This window comes from Pseudomonas sp. PDM10 (genome assembly GCF_014852295.1).
Lineage (GTDB): Bacteria > Pseudomonadota > Gammaproteobacteria > Pseudomonadales > Pseudomonadaceae > Aquipseudomonas.
The window spans coordinates 598,064-616,680 of the sequence record NZ_JACVBJ010000003.1 but is presented as its reverse complement, the minus strand read 5'-3'; the positions used below and the strand labels follow the sequence as shown (position 1 = coordinate 616,680).

At 60.4% G+C, this 18,617-nt stretch carries 13 protein-coding genes; 10 read left to right on the top strand and 3 right to left on the bottom strand.

Annotated elements, in window-relative coordinates:
* Positions 1-206: 206 nt before the first annotated feature.
* Positions 207-2,156: a BCCT family transporter gene (locus IB252_RS13950; RefSeq protein ID WP_223527611.1), complete on the bottom strand. Its 1,950-nt coding sequence runs from the start codon at positions 2,154-2,156 to the stop codon at positions 207-209.
* A 379-nt stretch (positions 2,157-2,535) separates the two neighbouring features.
* On the opposite strand from IB252_RS13950, the gene betI reads away from it, so the two are divergent.
* From betI to yccS, 9 genes are all read left to right on the top strand, one after another.
* Complete coding sequence (gene betI, locus IB252_RS13945) at positions 2,536-3,129, top strand: transcriptional regulator BetI (RefSeq protein ID WP_018928769.1); 594 nt, start codon at positions 2,536-2,538, stop codon at positions 3,127-3,129.
* A gap of 108 nt (positions 3,130-3,237) precedes the next feature.
* On the top strand, positions 3,238-4,710 hold the full coding sequence (betB, locus tag IB252_RS13940) for a betaine-aldehyde dehydrogenase (RefSeq protein WP_192409221.1): 1,473 nt from the start codon (positions 3,238-3,240) through the stop codon (positions 4,708-4,710).
* Positions 4,711-4,944: 234 nt separating this feature from the next.
* A complete protein-coding gene (betA, locus tag IB252_RS13935; protein WP_192409220.1) occupies positions 4,945-6,648 on the top strand; it encodes a choline dehydrogenase in 1,704 nt (567 codons plus the stop codon).
* Between the two features lie 274 nt (positions 6,649-6,922).
* A complete protein-coding gene (locus tag IB252_RS13930) occupies positions 6,923-8,365 on the top strand; it encodes a TldD/PmbA family protein (RefSeq protein ID WP_192409219.1) in 1,443 nt (480 codons plus the stop codon).
* Complete coding sequence (locus IB252_RS13925) at positions 8,365-9,702, top strand: TldD/PmbA family protein (protein WP_192409218.1); 1,338 nt, start codon at positions 8,365-8,367, stop codon at positions 9,700-9,702. The genes IB252_RS13930 and IB252_RS13925 overlap by 1 nt, the downstream gene beginning before the upstream one ends.
* Positions 9,703-9,912: 210 nt before the next feature.
* Entirely contained in the window at positions 9,913-11,340 is a 1,428-nt protein-coding gene (gene mdtD / locus IB252_RS13920) for a multidrug transporter subunit MdtD (protein WP_192409217.1), read from the top strand.
* 105 nt (positions 11,341-11,445) lie between these two features.
* On the top strand, positions 11,446-12,783 hold the full coding sequence (dbpA, locus tag IB252_RS13915) for an ATP-dependent RNA helicase DbpA (protein ID WP_232252256.1): 1,338 nt from the start codon (positions 11,446-11,448) through the stop codon (positions 12,781-12,783).
* 132 nt (positions 12,784-12,915) lie between these two features.
* Positions 12,916-14,094 carry an NAD(P)/FAD-dependent oxidoreductase gene (locus IB252_RS13910; protein WP_192409216.1) on the top strand — a complete coding sequence of 393 codons (1,179 nt, stop codon included), beginning with the start codon at positions 12,916-12,918 and terminating at the stop codon, positions 14,092-14,094.
* A gap of 301 nt (positions 14,095-14,395) precedes the next feature.
* Complete coding sequence (yccS, locus tag IB252_RS13905; RefSeq protein ID WP_192409215.1) at positions 14,396-16,579, top strand: YccS family putative transporter; 2,184 nt, start codon at positions 14,396-14,398, stop codon at positions 16,577-16,579.
* Positions 16,580-16,722: 143 nt separating this feature from the next.
* On the opposite strand, the gene IB252_RS13900 is transcribed toward yccS, so the two are convergent.
* Entirely contained in the window at positions 16,723-17,466 is a 744-nt protein-coding gene (locus IB252_RS13900; protein WP_192409214.1) for a substrate-binding periplasmic protein, read from the bottom strand.
* Between the two features lie 257 nt (positions 17,467-17,723).
* Here IB252_RS13900 and IB252_RS13895 point away from each other — a divergent pair, with 257 nt between their 5' ends.
* Positions 17,724-18,176 (top strand): GNAT family N-acetyltransferase, encoded by a 453-nt coding sequence (locus IB252_RS13895; RefSeq protein ID WP_192409212.1) that lies wholly within the window; start codon positions 17,724-17,726, stop codon positions 18,174-18,176.
* Positions 18,177-18,299: 123 nt separating this feature from the next.
* On the opposite strand, the gene IB252_RS13890 is transcribed toward IB252_RS13895, so the two are convergent.
* Complete coding sequence (locus tag IB252_RS13890; RefSeq protein WP_008151963.1) at positions 18,300-18,596, bottom strand: winged helix-turn-helix domain-containing protein; 297 nt, start codon at positions 18,594-18,596, stop codon at positions 18,300-18,302.
* Between the last annotated feature and the right edge of the window lie 21 nt (positions 18,597-18,617).

The window sequence follows — 18,617 nt, the reverse complement described above, 5'->3', positions numbered from 1 at the left end:
TGTGGTTATGGGATTTCTGTGGCGAGGGGATTTATCCCCGTTCGGCTGCGCAGCAGTCGTAAACCTGCCAACCCGATCTCCCGAAATACCGCAATGTCTGGTTTTGGGGCCGCTTCGCGACCCAACGGGGATAAATCCCCTCACCACAGAAATCCCTCTCCACAATGAGAGCTGCGGTGCATTCACTGCACCGCAGACCTCAAGTTTTAGCTATAGACGCGGCCAAGGAGCTGCCGATGGCTTTCAAACTGATCGAGCACGTCACGGGTGATCTGATCCTGAGTGAAGCCCATCAAATCGTAGTCCTGGCTGCCGTTGTGCAGGTACACCTCGGCGCGGTAATAACGTGCACGCGGTTCATCAGCACTTTCAGCCGACACCGTGTCGCTCGCCGCTGCCAGATAGCCGTCCAGGCTTACTTCGTAGACAAAAGGGTTGCCCTCTTCCATCTCGATCCGCAGGCCCATGCAGCGTTTCGATTTGCCCAGCAACGTCTGCACATCCAGACCCTGAGCGCGCAATTGCACAGCCGCATCTTCCAGCGCCGGGCTGACTTGCTTGTCCATGAAGCGCTGAACAATCGACTGATTCGGCTGCAAGTCCAGCTGCGTCAAACGCTCGCTGAAACCACGACGACCACGGGCTGCGAGCTCCGCTTGCTCCTGTTCGATCTGCACGTCCTGGCGCATCGCCTTGTGCAAGCCGAACATGAAGAACACCAGCACCACCGAGAACGGCAGACCGGCCAGCACCACCATGGTTTGCATGGCTTCGAAGTTACCGGCGAACAGCAGGCCGATGGTCACCAGCGTGATCACCGCCGACCAGAAGATCCGCAGCCAGTGCGGGGCGTCTTCGTCGACGTTACCGCCCTTGCAGGAAAGGTTGGCCATCATCACCGCGCCGGAGTCCGCCGGGGTCAGGAACAGCACGAAACCAACAAAGATCGACACGCCGATCACGATTTTCGACGCCGGGTAGTGCTCAAGCAGTTGGTAAATCGCCATCGACGGCTGTTCCAGCGCCGTCTTGCCGAGTTCCACCGCCCCATGGTTCATCACCAGGTCCAGGGCCGAGTTACCGAAGATCGACAACCATGCCAGGGTGAAACCCAGTGGAATCAGCAGCACGCCAGCGACCAGTTCACGCACCGTGCGGCCACGGGAAATACGCGCGATGAACATGCCGACGAATGGGGCCCAGGAAATCCACCAGGCCCAGTAGAACAGGGTCCACAGGCCCAACCAGCGGTCAGACTTCTCGCTGTCGCCTTCGTACACATAGAGGTCGAAGGTCTTCAGCACCACGCCGTTCAGGTAGTCGCCGATGTTTTGCACGAAGCCGTTGAGCAGGTGCAGGGTCGGGCCGAACAGCAGCACGAAAATCAGCAGGCCACTGAACAGCACGATGTTCAGGTTGGACAGACGGCGGATACCGTTTTCCACACCCGACACAGCCGCGATGGTCGCCACGGTGCTCATCACGATGATCACGATCAGCAGGTTGGTGTTGCTGTGTTCCATGCCGAACAGGTTTTCAAGCCCCGACGACACTTGCAGCGAACCAATCCCCAGGTTCGTCACCAGACCCAGCAGGGTCACGAACATGCCGAAGCCGTCCACCGCGTGACCGGCCGCGCCTTTGACCCAACGCTCGCCGACCAGCGGATACAGCGCAGAACGCAACGCCAGCGGCTGGTTATGACGGTAAGCAAAGTAAGCAACGGCCAGGCCGACCAAGGCGTAGATCGCCCAGCCGTGCAGGCCCCAGTGCAGGAATGTCAGCTGCACAGCCTGACGGGCGGCCATGTTGCTGGCGGCCACGCCTTCCGGCGGATTGAAGTAGTGGTCCAGCGGTTCGGAAGCACCAAAGTACAACAGCGAGATGCCGATACCCGACGAGAACAGCATCCCCGCCCAGGCGCCGTAGCTGAAGTCCGGGGTGTCGTCCTTGCTGCCCAGTTTGAGCTTGCCGTAGGACGAAAACGCCAGGCCGACCACGAACACCAGGTAAGCGGCGATCACCACCATGTAGTACCAGCCGAAGCTGCGGGACAACCACGCCTGGGCAATACCGAGCAATCTGCCGGCCTCTTGCGGGGCGACGATCAGAATGGCGGTCAACAACAGGATCAACGCGGTAGAGGTGTAAAACACCCAACCGTTGACCGTCACCTTCTCGGGTGGGGTCTTTATTAGAGAGGCAGAACTCATGGCACAGATGCTCCAGGCAGTGCGAGAGAAAAAAACAAGGCAACGCGTTACCCGACCATTCGGTTAGTTGGCAGCCGACCAGCGGGTGATATAAAGACAGCCCGAAAAAAGCCCGAAACCCCTGAACGCCTGAGCGTGTGGGTTTCGAGCATTTTCAGATGTCGTTTTTCCGCCAACTACATGTAGGAAAAACCTGTAGGTAGCGACGAATTGTCGCAGATCTTATTCTTTGTTGATTGAACGTTCAATCAAAACAAAATAGACTGGCCCTCAATCCGCTAGACGTTTTACGTCCGCCGGAAGGCCTAAGGAGATATGCACGATGCCCAAGGTCGGTATGCAACCCATCCGCCGCCAGCAGTTGATCGAAGCCACATTGCAGGCGGTAGATCAGGTCGGAATGGGGGACGCCAGCATTGCGCTGATCGCCCGTTTGGCCGGTGTCTCGAATGGCATCATCAGTCACTATTTTCAGGACAAGAATGGCCTGATCGCCGCCACGATGCGGTATCTGATGAGCGTCCTCAGCGAGAACGTCACCGCGCGCCGTCAGGCGATGGCAGATGACAGCCCACGGGCGCATCTGCAGGTGATTATCGAAGGCAACTTCGACGCCAGCCAGGTCAATGGCCCGGCAATGAAAACCTGGTTGGCCTTCTGGGCCACCAGCATGCACCAGCCGTCTTTGCACAGGTTGCAGCGGATCAACGATCACCGTCTGTATTCCAACCTGTGCTGCCAGTTCCGCCGTGCGTTGCCGCTTGATCAAGCGCGCAGCGCCGCCCGTGGCCTGGCAGCCCTCATTGACGGTTTGTGGTTGCGCGGCGCGCTGTCGGGAGATGCTTTCGACACCGAGCAGGCGCAACGAATCGCTTACGAATACATGGATATCCAACTGGCCAAGCAGGTGAGTTAGAGCACACAGAACCGCTCAGCACCTGAACCGCCACTGACCAGCGTTGCCAAGGCTTTACGGCACGCCCGGTGGTTAACGCCAACTAACTTATGCACTTGCGAGGACTTTATGGCCCGTTTCGAACTGCAAAAACTCTACATCGACGGCGGTTACACCGACGCCAGCAGCGACGCCACCTTCGAAGCCATCAACCCGGCTAACGGTGAAGTCCTCGCAACCGTACAACGTGCGACCAAGGAAGACGTCGAGCGCGCTGTAGTCAGCGCCGAAAAGGGCCAGAAAATCTGGGCTGCGATGACCGCCATGGAGCGTTCGCGCATCCTGCGTCGTGCCGTCGACATCCTGCGCGAGCGCAACGATGAACTGGCCGCCCTGGAAACCCTGGACACCGGTAAGTCGTTCTCCGAAACCAAGTACGTCGACATCGTCACCGGCGCTGATGTGCTGGAGTACTACGCAGGCCTGGTGCCGGCCATTGAAGGCGAGCAGATTCCACTGCGTACCACTTCCTTCGTCTACACCCGTCGCGAGCCGCTGGGCGTCGTGGCCGGTATCGGCGCGTGGAACTACCCGATCCAGATCGCCCTGTGGAAATCCGCACCAGCCCTGGCGGCCGGTAACGCGATGATCTTCAAGCCAAGCGAAGTCACTTCCCTGACCACGCTGAAACTGGCCGAGATCTACACCGAAGCCGGTGTTCCGGCTGGCGTGTTCAACGTGCTGACCGGCAGCGGCCGTGAAGTCGGTACCTGGCTGACCGAGCACCCTCGCATCGAAAAAATCTCCTTCACCGGCGGCACCGACACCGGCAAGAAAGTCATGGCCAGCGCTTCCGCCTCGTCGCTGAAAGACGTGACCATGGAACTGGGCGGCAAATCCCCGCTGATCATTTTCGACGACGCCGACCTCGACCGCGCCGCCGACACCGCCATGATGGCCAACTTCTACAGCTCCGGTCAGGTCTGCACCAACGGCACTCGCGTGTTCGTACCGAGCCACCTGAAAGCCGCTTTCGAAGCCAAGATCGTTGAACGCGTTGCGCGCATCCGCGTCGGCAACCCGCAAGACGAGAACACCAACTTCGGCCCGCTGGTCAGCTTCGCCCACATGGAAAGCGTGCTGGGTTACATCGCCAAAGGTAAGGAAGAAGGCGCTCGCGTTCTGTGCGGCGGCAGCCGTCTGACCGAAGGCGAATTCGCCAAAGGCGCGTTCGTGGCACCGACCGTGTTCACCGACTGCACCGACGAGATGACCATCGTTCGCGAAGAAATCTTCGGCCCGGTGATGAGCATCCTGACCTACGAAACCGAAGAAGAAGTGATCCGTCGTGCCAACGACACCGAGTTCGGCCTGGCCGCTGGCGTTGTCACCAAGGACCTGAACCGCGCTCACCGCGTGATTCATCAACTGGAAGCCGGTATCTGCTGGATCAACGCCTGGGGCGAGTCCGACGCCAAGATGCCGGTCGGCGGCTACAAGCAATCGGGCGTGGGCCGTGAGAACGGCATCAGCTCGCTGAACAACTTCACACGCATCAAATCGGTACAGGTCGAACTGGGCGATTACGCCTCGGTTTTCTGATCTGACGCGGTTCTGGAGTGAATGCAGATGTGGTGAGGGGTTTATCTGTGGCGAGGGGATTTATCCCCGTTGGGTCGCGCAGCGGCCCCCATCCAGACACCGCGCTTCTTCAGATAGAACCAGTCGCTGATTTTACGACTGCTGCGCAGCCGGACGGGGATAAATCCCCTCGCCACAGGTTGCGCGGCGTCGAGGCGACCTGAGACCTGACCAACTTCAAAGAGGGTGCATTCAATGTCCCAAGAATTCGATTACATCATCATCGGTGCCGGCTCGGCCGGTAACACCCTGGCGACCCGTCTGACTGAAGACGAAGGCGTCACCGTCCTGCTGCTCGAAGCAGGCGGCCCGGACTACCGTTTAGACTTCCGTACGCAAATGCCGGCCGCTTTGGCGTTCCCGCTGCAAGGCCGTCGCTACAACTGGGCCTACGAAACCGATCCAGAACCACACATGAACGGTCGCCGGATGGAATGCGGTCGCGGCAAGGGCCTGGGTGGTTCTTCGCTGATCAACGGCATGTGCTACATCCGCGGCAACGCGATGGACTACGACAACTGGGCCAAACTGCCAGGTCTGGAAGACTGGGACTACCTGAACTGCCTGCCGTATTTCCGCAAGGCTGAAACCCGTGACATCGGCCCGAACGACTACCACGGTGGCGACGGTCCGGTCAGCGTGACCACGCCAAAAGCCGGCAATAACCCGCTGTTCAACGCGATGGTTGAAGCCGGTGTGCAAGCCGGTTACCCGCGCACCGAAGACCTGAACGGCTACCAGCAAGAAGGCTTCGGTCCGATGGACCGCACCGTGACGCCGAACGGCCGTCGCGCCAGCACCGCTCGCGGTTACCTGGACATCGCCAAGAAGCGCTCGACCCTGACCATCGTCACCCACGCCCTGACCGATAAGATTCTGTTTGAAGGCAAGCGTGCGGTCGGCGTGCGTTACTTGATCGGCGCTGCTGAAGAGCGCGTTGAAGTCCGCGCCCGCAAAGAAGTGCTGCTGTGCTCCGGCGCCATCGCTTCGCCGCAGATTCTGCAACGCTCCGGCGTCGGCCCGGCCGAACTGCTGAAAAAACTCGACATCCCGGTGGTCCACGACCTTCCGGGCGTGGGTGAAAACCTGCAAGATCACCTCGAGTTGTACCTGCAATACGCGTGCACCCAACCGGTCTCGCTGTACCCGTCGCTGCTGCTGCACAACCAGCCGGCCATCGGTGCCGAGTGGCTGTTCAAAGGCACCGGCATCGGCGCCAGCAACCAGTTCGAAGCCGGCGGTTTCATCCGTACCCGTCCGGAATTCGATTGGCCGAACATCCAGTACCACTTCCTGCCGGTCGCGATTAACTACAACGGCAGCAACGGTGTGAAAGAGCACGGTTTCCAGGCGCACATGGGTTCCATGCGTTCGCCGAGCCGTGGTCGGGTCCAGGCCAAGTCCAAAGACCCGCGCGAGTACCCGAGCATCCTGTTCAACTACATGGCCACCGAGCAGGACTGGCAGGAATTCCGCGACGGCATCCGCCTGACCCGTGAAATCATGCAACAGCCTGCACTGGACGCTTTCCGTGGCCGCGAAATCAGCCCGGGCATCGACGTGCAAACCGATGAGCAGCTCGACAAGTTCATCCGCGAACACGCCGAAACCGCGTTCCACCCGTCCTGCTCGTGCAAGATGGGCACCGACGAAATGGCCGTGGTTGACGCTGAAGGTCGTGTGCACGGCATGCAGAGCCTGCGTGTGGTCGATGCCTCGATCATGCCGATCATCACCACCGGCAACCTGAACGCGCCGACGATCATGATCGCCGAGAAAATCGCCGACAAGATCCGTGGTCGCAAGCCGCTGCCGCGTAGCAAGGCTGCCTACTTCGTGGCCGGCGATGCGCCGGTGCGTGGCAAGCCGTTGCGGGATGTGAGCCTGACCGCGCAGTAAGACATTTAGACGGCGGCGCGGCCAATCGCGAGCAGGCTCGCTCCCACAGGTTTCGGGTTGGATTGCATATGTGCGATCAAACCAAAAACCCATGTGGGAGCGAGCCTGCTCGCGATGGGGCCCTGACAAACACCACACATCTCTCGGTAATCCTTTCCTACACCTCTCCAAGCTTGATCCTACCCCCCGCACCGGCCTAATCTAGCGCCACGCAAACGTTTCACCCCCCTCGCGACATCGATACACCGCCACTCCATACCAAGGAGGTTCCCGAATGTTCGATTTCCATCCCCAGCTCAAGCAGCGTTTTGCTGCCTTGCGCACGGGCGCTGAATTCTTTTCGCTGCGTTATGTACGCGAGTCCGGCCAGTACCTGTCAGTGCGCAAAAATGTCGCCGAACCTCCGAGCCTGAGCCGTGACGAAGGCGCGATGCTGACCGTTCGGGTCAACGGCGTCGAAGCCTACGCCGCGACCAACGACCTGTCGCAACAAGGCCTGCAAGCCGCACTGGAGAAGGCCGAGCAACAAGCCCGCCGACTCAAGCCCCACGCCCTGCTCGACCTGAGCGCGCAAGGGGTCTCCAGCGACCGCGCCGACTACTTTTCGCCGAACCTCGACCAGCCCTTCCCGTCCCTGAGCGATTGCTACCAACTGCTCGGCGCCGAATCCGCCGCCGTGCCCAAGGACGAGCGACTGGTGAACTGGGAAGTGAGCATCGGCATCACTAACGTCGAACAGATCTACCTCAGCAACGCTGGCGCTGAACTGCGCCAGGCCCAGCGGTTCGTCTACCCGAGCCTGGAAGTCACCGCCTACGACGGCAACGACAGCCAGACCCGAACCCTGGGCCGCGAGAACTTCGGTCAACAGGGCGGTTTTGATGTGATCAGCCGCTGCGGCCTGGTCGGCGCTGGTCCGAAAATCGCCGATCAGGCGCTGCAATTGCTGCTGGCGCCGAACACCCCGAAAGGCCCGCGTGACCTGCTGTTGATGCCGGACCAGATGATGCTGCAGATCCACGAGTCCATCGGTCACCCGCTGGAACTGGACCGCATCCTCGGTGACGAGCGCAATTACGCCGGCACCAGTTTCGTCAAGGCCGAAGACTTTGGCAGCCTGCAATACGGCTCCAAACTGCTCAACGTGACCTTCGACCCGGACATCCCCGAGCAGCTCGCCAGCTATGGCCATGACGACGACGGTACTGCCGCTAGCAAACAATTCCTGATTAAAGAAGGCTTGCTGCTGCGCCCATTGGGCGGCGCGCTGTCGCAGTTTCGCGCGGGCATGGAGGGCGTGGCCAACAGCCGCGCCTGCAGCTGGAACCGTCCGCCGATCGATCGCATGGCCAATCTGAACATCGAGGCCGGCGATCAACCGCTGGAGCAGATGATCGGCAACATCGAGCACGGCATCTTGATGAGCACCAACCGGTCCTGGTCCATCGACGATGCCCGCAACAAGTTCCAGTTCGGCTGTGAATGGGGCCAGTTGATCGAAAACGGCGAACTCAAAGGCGTGGTCAAGAACCCGAACTACCGGGCGATTTCCGCGCAGTTCTGGAAAAGCCTCAGCGCCGTCGGCGATGCCAACTCCGTCAAGGTCCTGGGCACGCCGAACTGCGGCAAAGGCGAACCGAACCAGGTGATCCGCGTCGGCCATGCCTCGCCGGCCTGTGTATTCAGCAACGTTGATGTGTTTGGGGGAGATGCCTGATGAGTACGTCGAAAAATCAGGCCGAGTCATTCAAAGTCTTGGTCAACTGGGTGCGCGATGCTATTCGCGAGCCGGAACAATTCACCCTCAGCTACGCCGCCGAATCCTCGGCCTTCGTGCGCTTCAACCACGCCAAGGTCCGTCAGGCCGGGCAAGTGCAACAGGCGAGCGTCGGTTTCAAACTGATCAACGAGGGGCGCCACGCCGACCTGAACATCACGCTGTCGGGTGATGCCGCCGTCGATGTGCAGCGCCTGGCCGAAGGTCTGCAACAGCTGCGCGAAACCTTGCCGTTGCTGCCGCAGGATCCGTACCTGCTGCTCAACCACAACGGCTGGCAGAGCAAGAATGTGCAGGAGCATCCGCTGCCGGACACCGAGCAAGTGGTCGCCGAAATCACCCAGGCCGCCGAAGGGCTGGACCTGGTGGGTTTCTACGCCGCCGGCCCGATCAGTCGCGGTTTCGCCAGTTCTTCGGGCGCGTTCGGCTGGCACCAGGCCAACAGCTTCAACTTTGATTTCAGTCTGGTCCATGAGAACGGCCAGGCGGTGAAAGCCAGTTACGCCGGGCACGACTGGAACAGCGAAGGGTTTGCCAAGCGCTTTGCGCAGGCACGCGAGCAGTTGGCGTTTCTGGGCAGACCGCAACACACCCTGGCGCCGGGTCAGTATCGCGCCTATCTGGCACCGGCAGCCCTGGGAGAAATCATGGACATGCTGGGCTGGGGCGGTTTCTCGGCGCAGTCGATTGCCAGCAAAAACAGCCCGTTGCAGAAGCTTTACGCCGGCGACAGTGCGTTCAGCCCGTTGGTATCGGTGGATGAAAAGGTCAGTGGTTCGTTGAGCCCGGCATTCTCCGGCGAAGGTTATCCGCGCAGCGATCTGGGGTTGATCGTCAACGGCAAGGCTGGCGCGCAGATGGTCAGCTCACGCAGTGCGGCCGAGTACGGCCTGACCGCCAACGGCGCCAGCGGTGGTGAAATGCCAAGCGCCGTGAACATGGCCGCCGGTACATTGCCTGACGCAGAGATTCTCAAGCAATTGGGCACGGGCTTGTACATCAGCAACCTGTGGTACCTGAACTATTCCGATCAGCCGGCGGCACGCCTGACCGGCATGACGCGGTTTGCGACCTTCTGGGTCGAGAACGGCGAGATTCAGGCGCCGGTGAGCACCATGCGGTTTGATGACAGTGCCTACAGTTTGTTGGGATCGCAGCTGGAAGCATTGACCGAGGAGCGCGAGTTGCTACTGTCGGCGAGCACTTACAGCCAGCGGGCCACAGCGTCAGCGTTGTTGCCGGGGGCGCTGGTCAGCCGACTAACCCTTACGTTGTAAACACAAAACCCCTGTACACAGGGGATCCTGTGGCGAGGGGATTTATCCCCGTTCGGCTGCGAAGCAGTCGTAAATCCGGCAAATGCGGTCTGTCTGGCAAACCGCGTTTACCAATTTGGGGCCGCTGCGCAGCCCAACGGGGATAAATCCCCTCGCCACAGGTCAGTGCCAGCCATACCCTTGCATTAACTTCGACCCACAAGAGGTCCCATGCCCAACCGCCCGCCTCTCGACGCTGTCACCGCCCGCTGGGTGCCGTGGGTTGTCGCCATCGCGTTCTTCATGCAATCCCTCGACGGGACCATCCTCAACACCGCCCTGCCCGCCATGGCCCGAGACCTGGCCGAAGACCCCTTGCGCATGCAGGGCGTGATCATCGCCTACATGCTCACCGTCGCCTTGCTGATCCCTGCCTCAGGCTGGATCGCCGACCGTTTCGGTACCAGGAAAATCTTCTTCAGCGCGATCCTGCTGTTCAGCCTCGGCTCGTTGCTCTGTGCACTGTCGAACACCCTGAGCCTGCTGATTGGCGCACGGGTGATTCAAGGCCTGGGCGGTGCGCTGATGTTGCCGGTCGGGCGACTTGTGGTGTTGCGCGCCTACCCGCGTTCGGAGCTGGTGCGAATCATGGGTTTCATTACCATTCCCGGCCTGCTCGGCCCGTTGATCGGCCCGACCATGGGCGGCTGGATGGTGGAATACCTGACCTGGCACTGGATCTTCCTGATCAACCTGCCGGTCGGCGCCGTCGGTTGTTACGCCGTGTGGAAATTCATCCCCGACCTACGCGGCACTGAACGCACCCGCTTCGACAGCCTGGGCTTTTTACTGTTCGGCGCGGCGATGGTGCTGATCACGATCGCCATGGAAGGCCTCGGCGAACTGCACCTGCCGCACTTGCGGGTGATGTTACTGCTGTTCGCCGGCATGGCCTGTCTGGCGGCGTACTGGCTGCGGGCCGGACACATTGATAATCCGCTGTTCGCGCCGTCATTGTTCAAGACCCGGACGTTTGCCGTGGGCATCCTCGGCAACCTGTTCGCCCGTCTGGGCAGCGGCGCCCTGCCGTTTCTCGTGCCGTTGCTGCTGCAAGTGGCGCTGGGTTATTCGCCGTCCCAGGCCGGGATGAGCATGCTGCCGCTGGCGGCGGCAGCGATGGTCGCCAAGTCGGTGGCGCGACCGCTGATCGAACGTTTGGGCTATCGCATCGTGCTCACCGGCAATACGTTAGCGCTGGGGCTGATGTTGGCGAGCATGGGGCTGGTCAGCGAGCAAACGCCGTACTGGTTGCTGTTGGTGATGCTATCGATTCTGGGGGCGATCAACTCCTTGCAGTTCACCGCAATGAACACCGTCACCCTGATTGACCTCGACGACGCCAGCGCCAGTAGCGGCAACAGTCTGCTGTCGGTGGTCGCGCAATTGTCCCTGAGCCTTGGTGTTGCCTGTGCCGGCGCCTTGCTCGGCGGGTTCACCGCGGAGATCGGCAACGATGGCGTGGACACGGTTTTGGGCGCGTTCCAGCTGACCTTTGTGACGGTCGGGATCATGGCAATGCTGGCCGCAACGATCTTTTCTCAGCTCTCAAAGGAAGACGGACGGCGCGTCAAGCGTCCGGAAGAGCACATAGAGCCTTAGGGCGAATGGCCACCGGGCTGGTACACTGCGCGACATTTTGTTTTGCAGGCCAGTCCCGTGACCACCATCGCCACCGCTTTTAATACTTTGCCGCTGTCCGCCGCCATGCTGGCTAACCTCGACTCTTTGGGTTATGCCGAGATGACGCCGATCCAGGCGCAAAGCTTGCCGGTGATCCTCAAGGGGATGGACCTGATCGCCCAGGCCAAGACCGGCAGCGGCAAGACCGCCGCCTTCGGTATCGGCCTGCTGAACCCGATCAATCCGCGCTTCTTCGGTTGCCAGGCGCTGGTCATCTGCCCGACTCGCGAACTGGCCGACCAGGTTGCCAAGGAAATCCGTCGCCTCGCCCGTGCCGAAGACAACATCAAGGTCCTGACCCTGTGTGGCGGCGTGTCCTTCGGCCCGCAGATCGGTTCTCTGGAGCATGGCGCGCACATCATCGTCGGCACCCCGGGCCGCCTTCAGCAGCATTTGCGCAAAGGTTCGCTGGTGCTCCATGGCCTGAACACGCTGATCCTCGACGAAGCCGACCGCATGCTCGACATGGGTTTCTACGACTCCATCGAAGAAATCATTGCCCAGACCCCAGCGCGTCGCCAGACCCTGCTGTTCTCCGCCACGTACCCGACGGGTATCAAGCAGTTGGCGGCGAAATTCATGCGCACGCCTCAGATCGTGAAGGCCGAGGCGTTCCACGACGACACGCAGATCGAGCAGCGCTTCTACGAGATTTCCCCGGAAGAGCGCATGGACGCCGTGGTCAAAGTCCTCGCGCATCATCGTCCGGCATCGTGTGTCGCCTTCTGCTTCACCAAGCAGCAGGTTCAGGAAACCGTCGATCACCTGACCTCCAAAGGTATCTCCGCCGTCGGCCTGCACGGCGATCTGGAACAGCGTGACCGCGACCAGGTGCTCGCCATGTTCGCCAACCGCAGTACCTCGGTGCTGGTGGCTACCGACGTCGCCGCTCGCGGTCTGGACATCGATGCGCTGGACATGGTGATCAACGTCGAACTGGCCCGTGATTCGGAAATCCACATCCACCGTGTTGGCCGTACGGGTCGCGCCGGTGAGAAAGGGATTGCGATCAGCCTGGTCGCACCGTCCGAAGCGCACCGCGCCCAAGCCATCGAGCTACTGCAGAAGTCGCCGTTGAGCTGGGATCAGCTGGACAACCTCAAATCCCAGGGCGGCGCACCGCTGCTGCCGGTGATGAGCACGCTGGTCATTGGCGCTGGCCGTAAAGACAAGGTGCGTCCGGGTGACATTCTGGGCGCGCTGACTGGCGATGCAGGTATTCCGGGCGCTCAGGTTGGCAAGATCGCGATTTTCGACTTCCAGGCCTATGTGGCGGTGGAACGCGGGATCGCCAAGCAAGCCTTGCAGCGCCTGAATGACGGCAAGATCAAAGGCCGTTCGCTGCGCGTTCGTATCCTCTGATCATGATCGTTCCCACGCTCTGCGTGGGAATGCATCCCGTGACGCTCCGCGTCACATAACGGCGGACGCAGAGCGTCCATGGCGGCATTCCCACGCAGAGCGTGGGAACGATCATTGTGTGAGGACACCGTTTTGCGCTCTACCGAAGTCGTGATCATTGGCGCTGGCGCCGCAGGTTTGATGTGTGCGCTGACCGCCGCCGGGCGCGGGCGCAAAGTGATGTTGCTCGACCACGCGAACAAGGCCGGCAAGAAAATCCTGATGTCGGGCGGTGGCCGCTGTAATTTCACCAACATGTACACCGAACCGAGCAATTTCCTCTCGCAGAACGAACACTTCTGCAAATCCGCCCTGGCGCGCTACACCCAGTGGGATTTCATCGGCATGGTCGCCAAACACGGCGTGCCGTACCACGAGAAGAAACTCGGCCAGTTGTTCTGCGATAACAAATCCAGCGACATCCTTGAGATGCTGCTCGAGGAGTGCAATCAAGTCGGCGTCAGCCTGCACCTGGACACCTCGATCCAGCACATCGAGAAAATGGAAAGCGGCTACCTGCTGCAAACCACCCTCGATCAGATCACCTGCGAATCCCTGGTGATCGCCACGGGCGGCTTGTCGATCCCGACGCTGGGCGCCACCGGTTTCGGCTATCAGGTGGCCAAGCAGTTCGGCCACGACTTGCTGCCGACCCGCGCCGGGCTGGTGCCGTTCACCATCACCGATCAGCTCAAAGAGCTATGCACCGAGCTGTCCGGTACGTCGGTGGATTGCCTGGTGAGCTGCAACGACCAGAGTTTCCGCGAGAACATCCTGTTCACTCACCGCGGCCTCAGTGGTCCGGCGATTTTGCAGATTTCTTCGTTCTGGGAATCCGGCGATACGGTTGAGATCAATCTGATGCCGGACCACGACGTGCCGAGCTGGCTGCAACAGCAGCAAGCCGAACGTCCGAACAGCGAGCTGAAAACCCTGCTGGGGGAAATCTTCACCAAGAAGATGGCCAACCTGCTGGCGGACAACTGGTTCGTCTCCAAACCAATGAAGCAGTACACCCACGCGGAAATCGCCGACATCGCCGAAAAACTGGCGAGCTGGAAAGTGGTGCCGGCCGGCACTGAAGGCTATCGCACCGCTGAAGTGACATTGGGCGGCGTCGATACCAACGAGGTGTCATCCAAGACCATGGAATCGCTGAAAAGCCCCGGCCTGTATTTCATCGGCGAAGTGCTCGACGTCACCGGGCATCTGGGTGGTTTCAACTTCCAGTGGGCCTGGGCCTCCGGCTACGCTGCTGCGCAATACGCCTGACCCGCATCAATATGGGATGGGGCTTTTGTGGCGAGGGGATTTATCCCCGTTGGGCTGCGAAGCGGCCCCAAATCGGCAAACGCGTTACGTCAGGCAGACCTCGCTCGCAGATTTACGACTGCTTCGCAGCCGAACGGGGCGGTGCGACGTTTCGCTAAATCCCCTCGCCACAGGTTAAAAGCAGACCTGACACCTCCAGCAGTAAGGAACAGATTTTGCTGTCAGATGTGATCGGCGCCATTGCGCCGGCGTCATTACTGGCTCAATTTAGCGTCATCGCCTCGGAAGGCCCTCGCATTTCATGTCATCGACCCCCTTTAGTCAGTCTCTGCGTCGCCTCTGGGCGCTGGATAAATTCAGCTACAGCGTACGGGTGTTCATCGCCCTGACCGGCAGCATGGCGCTGTGTTGGTACAAGGATGAAATGGGGCTGCTGATCCCGCTGTTCCTCGGGATCATCGCCAGCGCCCTGGCCGAGACCGACGACAGTTGGCAAGGCCGCCTTAACGCACTGGCCGTGACGCTCGTGTGCTTCAGCGTCGCCGCCCTCTCCGTCGAACTGCTCTTCCCCTACCCCGTCGTTTTTGTCATCGCCCTGGCCCTGGCCAGTTTCGGCCTGACCATGCTCGGCGCCTTGGGTGAACGCTATGGCGCGATTGCCTCGGCGACGTTGATTCTGTCGGTCTACACCATGATCGGTGTGGACCAGCGCGGCGGCGAAGTCATCGATTTCTGGCACGAGCCGGTGCTGCTGGTGGCCGGTGCCGCGTGGTACGGTTTGCTCTCGGTGCTGTGGCAGGCGATGTTTTCCAATCAGCCGGTGCAACAAAGCCTGGCGCGATTGTTCCGCGAACTGGGTTTTTACCTGAAGCTGAAATCGTCGCTGTTCGAGCCGATCCGCCAGATGGACGTGGAAGCGCGTCGACTGGAACTGGCGCAGCAAAACGGCCGTGTCGTGGCCGCACTGAACGCCGCCAAGGAAATCATCCTGCATCGGGTCGGCAACGGTCGGCCGGGCTCGAAACTCAGCCGTTACCTGAAGCTGTACTTCCTCGCTCAGGACATTCACGAGCGCGCCAGTTCCTCGCACTACCCTTACAACGCCCTCGCCGATGCCTTCTTTCACAGCGACGTGATGTTCCGCTGCCAGCGCCTGCTGCGCCAGCAAGGCAAGGCCTGCCGGGCGCTGGCCGAGTCGATCCAGATGCGCCAGCCGTTCATCTATGACGCCAGCTTCGCTGAAGCCCTGAGCGACCTGCACGCCTCCCTCGAACACCTGCGCATCCAGAGCAACCCGGCGTGGCGCGGACTGTTGCGTTCGTTGCGGGCACTGGCGGCCAACCTCGGCACGCTCGATCGTTTGCTCAGCGATGCCAGTAACCCCGATGCACTGGCGGACGCCACCGACAGCAGCCTGCTCGACCGTTCGCCCCGTAACCTCAAAGATGTGTGGATTCGGTTACGCACGCAGCTGACACCAACGTCATTGCTGTTCCGTCACGCACTGCGTTTGCCCCTGGCCTTGAGCATCGGCTACGGGATGGTGCATTTGATCCACCCGTCTCAGGGTTACTGGATCATCCTCACCACGCTGTTTGTCTGCCAACCGAACTACGGCGCCACCCGCCGCAAACTCGGCCAGCGGATCATCGGCACCGCCATCGGCCTGACCTTGGCCTGGGCGCTGTTCGATCTGTTTCCGAACCCCTTGATCCAATCCTGCTTCGCGATCGCCGCCGGGGTGGTGTTCTTTATCAACCGCACCACCCGCTACACCCTGGCGACGGCCGCGATCACCTTGATGGTGTTGTTCTGCTTCAACCAGGTCGGGGATGGTTACGGGCTGTTCCTGCCACGGCTGTTCGATACCTTGCTGGGCAGCCTGATCGCCGGACTCGCCGTGTTCCTGTTCCTGCCGGACTGGCAGGGCCGACGCCTGAACAAAGTGCTGGCCAACACCCTCACGTGCAACAGCATTTACCTGCGCCAGATCATGCAGCAATACGCCGCCGGCAAAAGCGACGACCTGGCGTATCGCCTGGCCCGACGCAATGCGCACAACGCCGACGCGGCACTGTCGACGACGCTCGCCAACATGCTGATGGAACCGGGGCATTTCCGTAAGGAAGCGGATGTCGGGTTCCGCTTCCTGGTGCTGTCACACACCTTGCTCAGTTATTTGTCCGGACTGGGCGCACACCGGGAAACCCAGCTACCGCCCGACGTGCGCGAGCATTTGATCGACGGTGCCGGGGTGAGACTGGCCGCCAGCATCGATGAAATTGCCCAAGGGTTGGCGAGCAAACTGCCGATTGCGATTCAGAGCGATGAGGAAGAAGCACTGGCCAATGACCTTGAGCAGATGCCGGATGAAATCGATGAAGGGCAGCGGTTGGTGCAGACGCAGTTGGCGTTGATCTGCCGTCAGCTTGGGCCATTGCGCACGTTGGCGGCGCACCTCATCAAGGAAACGAGCGAGGATTGAGATCTGCGGTGGCTGAGCCGGCCTCATCGCGAGCAGGCTCGCTCCCACATTTGATCTGCTGTGGGTACAGATTTTGTGTACGACAGAGATCTAATGTGGGAGCGGGCTTGCTCGCGAAGGGGCCATCACCCACACCACAAAACTCACATCCCATGCTGCTTCATCAACCGCTGATAACTCCCATCCACTTTCATCGCCGCGATCTCGCGGTCGAAACCGGCGACGATCTGTTCATGCCTGGGGTTCTTCAGGCTGACCAGGATGTGCAGGCTGTTCTCGCTCAATGCCTTGGGCAAAAACTCCACGGCATTGCGCACCTTGGTTGATTCCCGGGCCAGGAAGTAACGCGCGACGTATTCGTCTTCCAGCGTCAACTTGACCCGGTCGGCGGCGACCATGCGCACAGCCATGGAGAAGTTGTGCACCGGGACTTTCTGCAGCGATACGTCGTCATCGAACGCTGGCGAGTAGGCGTAACCACGAACCACCGCTATTGGGTAGGTATGCAGTTGTTGCAGGTTGTCGTATTCGATTGGTGTGTCTTTGCGCTTGAGAAAGCGCACCCGGTTGAGCAGGTATTCGCCAGAAAACTGGCCAAGCTTCGTACGATCGTCGGTGTACCAGGCGTTGACCAGCACGTCGTATCGACCCTCGCCAACCCCCAACAAGGCCCGCGCCCATGGCACTTGTTCAAAGTCACTGGCATAACCGGCCCGGGCCAGAGCTGTGCTGACGATGTCCGTGGCCAACCCACCGTTGACCAGCGTGGAGTCAGTAAAGGGCGGCCAGGCATCGGCTACCAAGCGCAGCTTTTCCGCTGCCGCGCTTTGAGTCAGCAACAGCAACAGCAATCCAATCAAAGCAAAAGCTCGATGCAATCGCGGCATGCTAGAAAATCCTTAGCGGGCGAGACGCCCGACGTGTTTTCAGCCAAAACTCCAAGGCCCCCATACTGCCAAACCCAGGTACTCACATTAGCTCATCGAAGCCACTGCACAGCGCTTCATCCCAGATTACACAAACAAGACAAGGCCGCGCGAAATGAATGATGGCATTTTGGCCCTTATCACAGATTTCTCTGCCATAAAGACATCTTTCGCCTGGGCGCTTAGTATCGGAGCGACGATGTTCAAGGAGTGTGAAGATGACAATCGATTGGGTCTGCAAACACCACAGCGATCTGGGTAAAGAACAGCTGTACGCCATTCTGCAGCTGCGTGCAGAGGTGTTTGTCGTTGAGCAGAAATGCGTCTATCAGGACGTCGACGGCCAGGATCTGGAAGGTGACACCTGCCATTTAATGGCGTGGGACGGGGATCGGCTGGTGGCGTACCTGCGGTTGCTCGACCCGGAGTTACAGGGTGGTGACGTGGTCATCGGGCGGGTGATCATTGCCCCTCAAGCGCGCGGCATCGGGCTTGGGCATGAGTTGATGGCACAGGCGTTGAAACAGGCTGAAAAGCGCTGGCCTGAAGTACCGATCTATCTCTCGGCACAGGCGCATTTGCAGGGGTATTACGGACGGTACGGTTTTGTAGTGGCGGGCGAGGAATTTCTTGAGGATGACATTCCGCATATCGGGATGCGCCGTCCGTAATGATCGTTCCCACGCTCTGCGTGGGAATGCAGCCCGGGACGCTCCGCGTCCCTGCCGTAGCGGACGCAGAGCGTCCATTGAAGCATTCCCACGCAGAGCGTGGGAACGATCAGAGTCGAGGGTTCAGGGATATTCCAGCACCGCTTTGATCTGCCGAAGATTGCGCTCGATCCACCCCCGATCTATCGCCCCCCACTCGCGAATCCGATAACGCCCGGCATGATTGCGCGCGCCTTCTTCCTGCTGGAACTCGCACACAATGTCCAGATCCGCCAATGCCGCGATAGTGTCCTGAGCCGTGCGCCGGGGCATGCCGGTCACTTCGGTCAGCGCCGGGACGCTACTGGCCAACCCGCTATCAATCAGGTACGCCACGTACAACCGACGATAGAAGCTGCTCTTGGTCTTGCTTACATCCATCTAAACACTCCCGGCTGCGAT

Coding starts and splice junctions, on each gene's coding strand:
- IB252_RS13925 (WP_192409218.1), top strand. CDS start 8,365: ATGAGTACGTCGAAAAATCAGGCCGAGTCATTCAAAGTCTTGGTCAAC.
- betA (WP_192409220.1), top strand. CDS start 4,945: ATGTCCCAAGAATTCGATTACATCATCATCGGTGCCGGCTCGGCCGGT.
- betB (WP_192409221.1), top strand. CDS start 3,238: ATGGCCCGTTTCGAACTGCAAAAACTCTACATCGACGGCGGTTACACC.
- IB252_RS13930 (WP_192409219.1), top strand. CDS start 6,923: ATGTTCGATTTCCATCCCCAGCTCAAGCAGCGTTTTGCTGCCTTGCGC.
- betI (WP_018928769.1), top strand. CDS start 2,536: ATGCCCAAGGTCGGTATGCAACCCATCCGCCGCCAGCAGTTGATCGAA.
- yccS (WP_192409215.1), top strand. CDS start 14,396: ATGTCATCGACCCCCTTTAGTCAGTCTCTGCGTCGCCTCTGGGCGCTG.
- mdtD (WP_192409217.1), top strand. CDS start 9,913: ATGCCCAACCGCCCGCCTCTCGACGCTGTCACCGCCCGCTGGGTGCCG.
- IB252_RS13890 (WP_008151963.1), bottom strand. CDS start 18,596: ATGGATGTAAGCAAGACCAAGAGCAGCTTCTATCGTCGGTTGTACGTG.
- IB252_RS13900 (WP_192409214.1), bottom strand. CDS start 17,466: ATGCCGCGATTGCATCGAGCTTTTGCTTTGATTGGATTGCTGTTGCTG.
- dbpA (WP_232252256.1), top strand. CDS start 11,446: ATGCTGGCTAACCTCGACTCTTTGGGTTATGCCGAGATGACGCCGATC.
- IB252_RS13895 (WP_192409212.1), top strand. CDS start 17,724: ATGACAATCGATTGGGTCTGCAAACACCACAGCGATCTGGGTAAAGAA.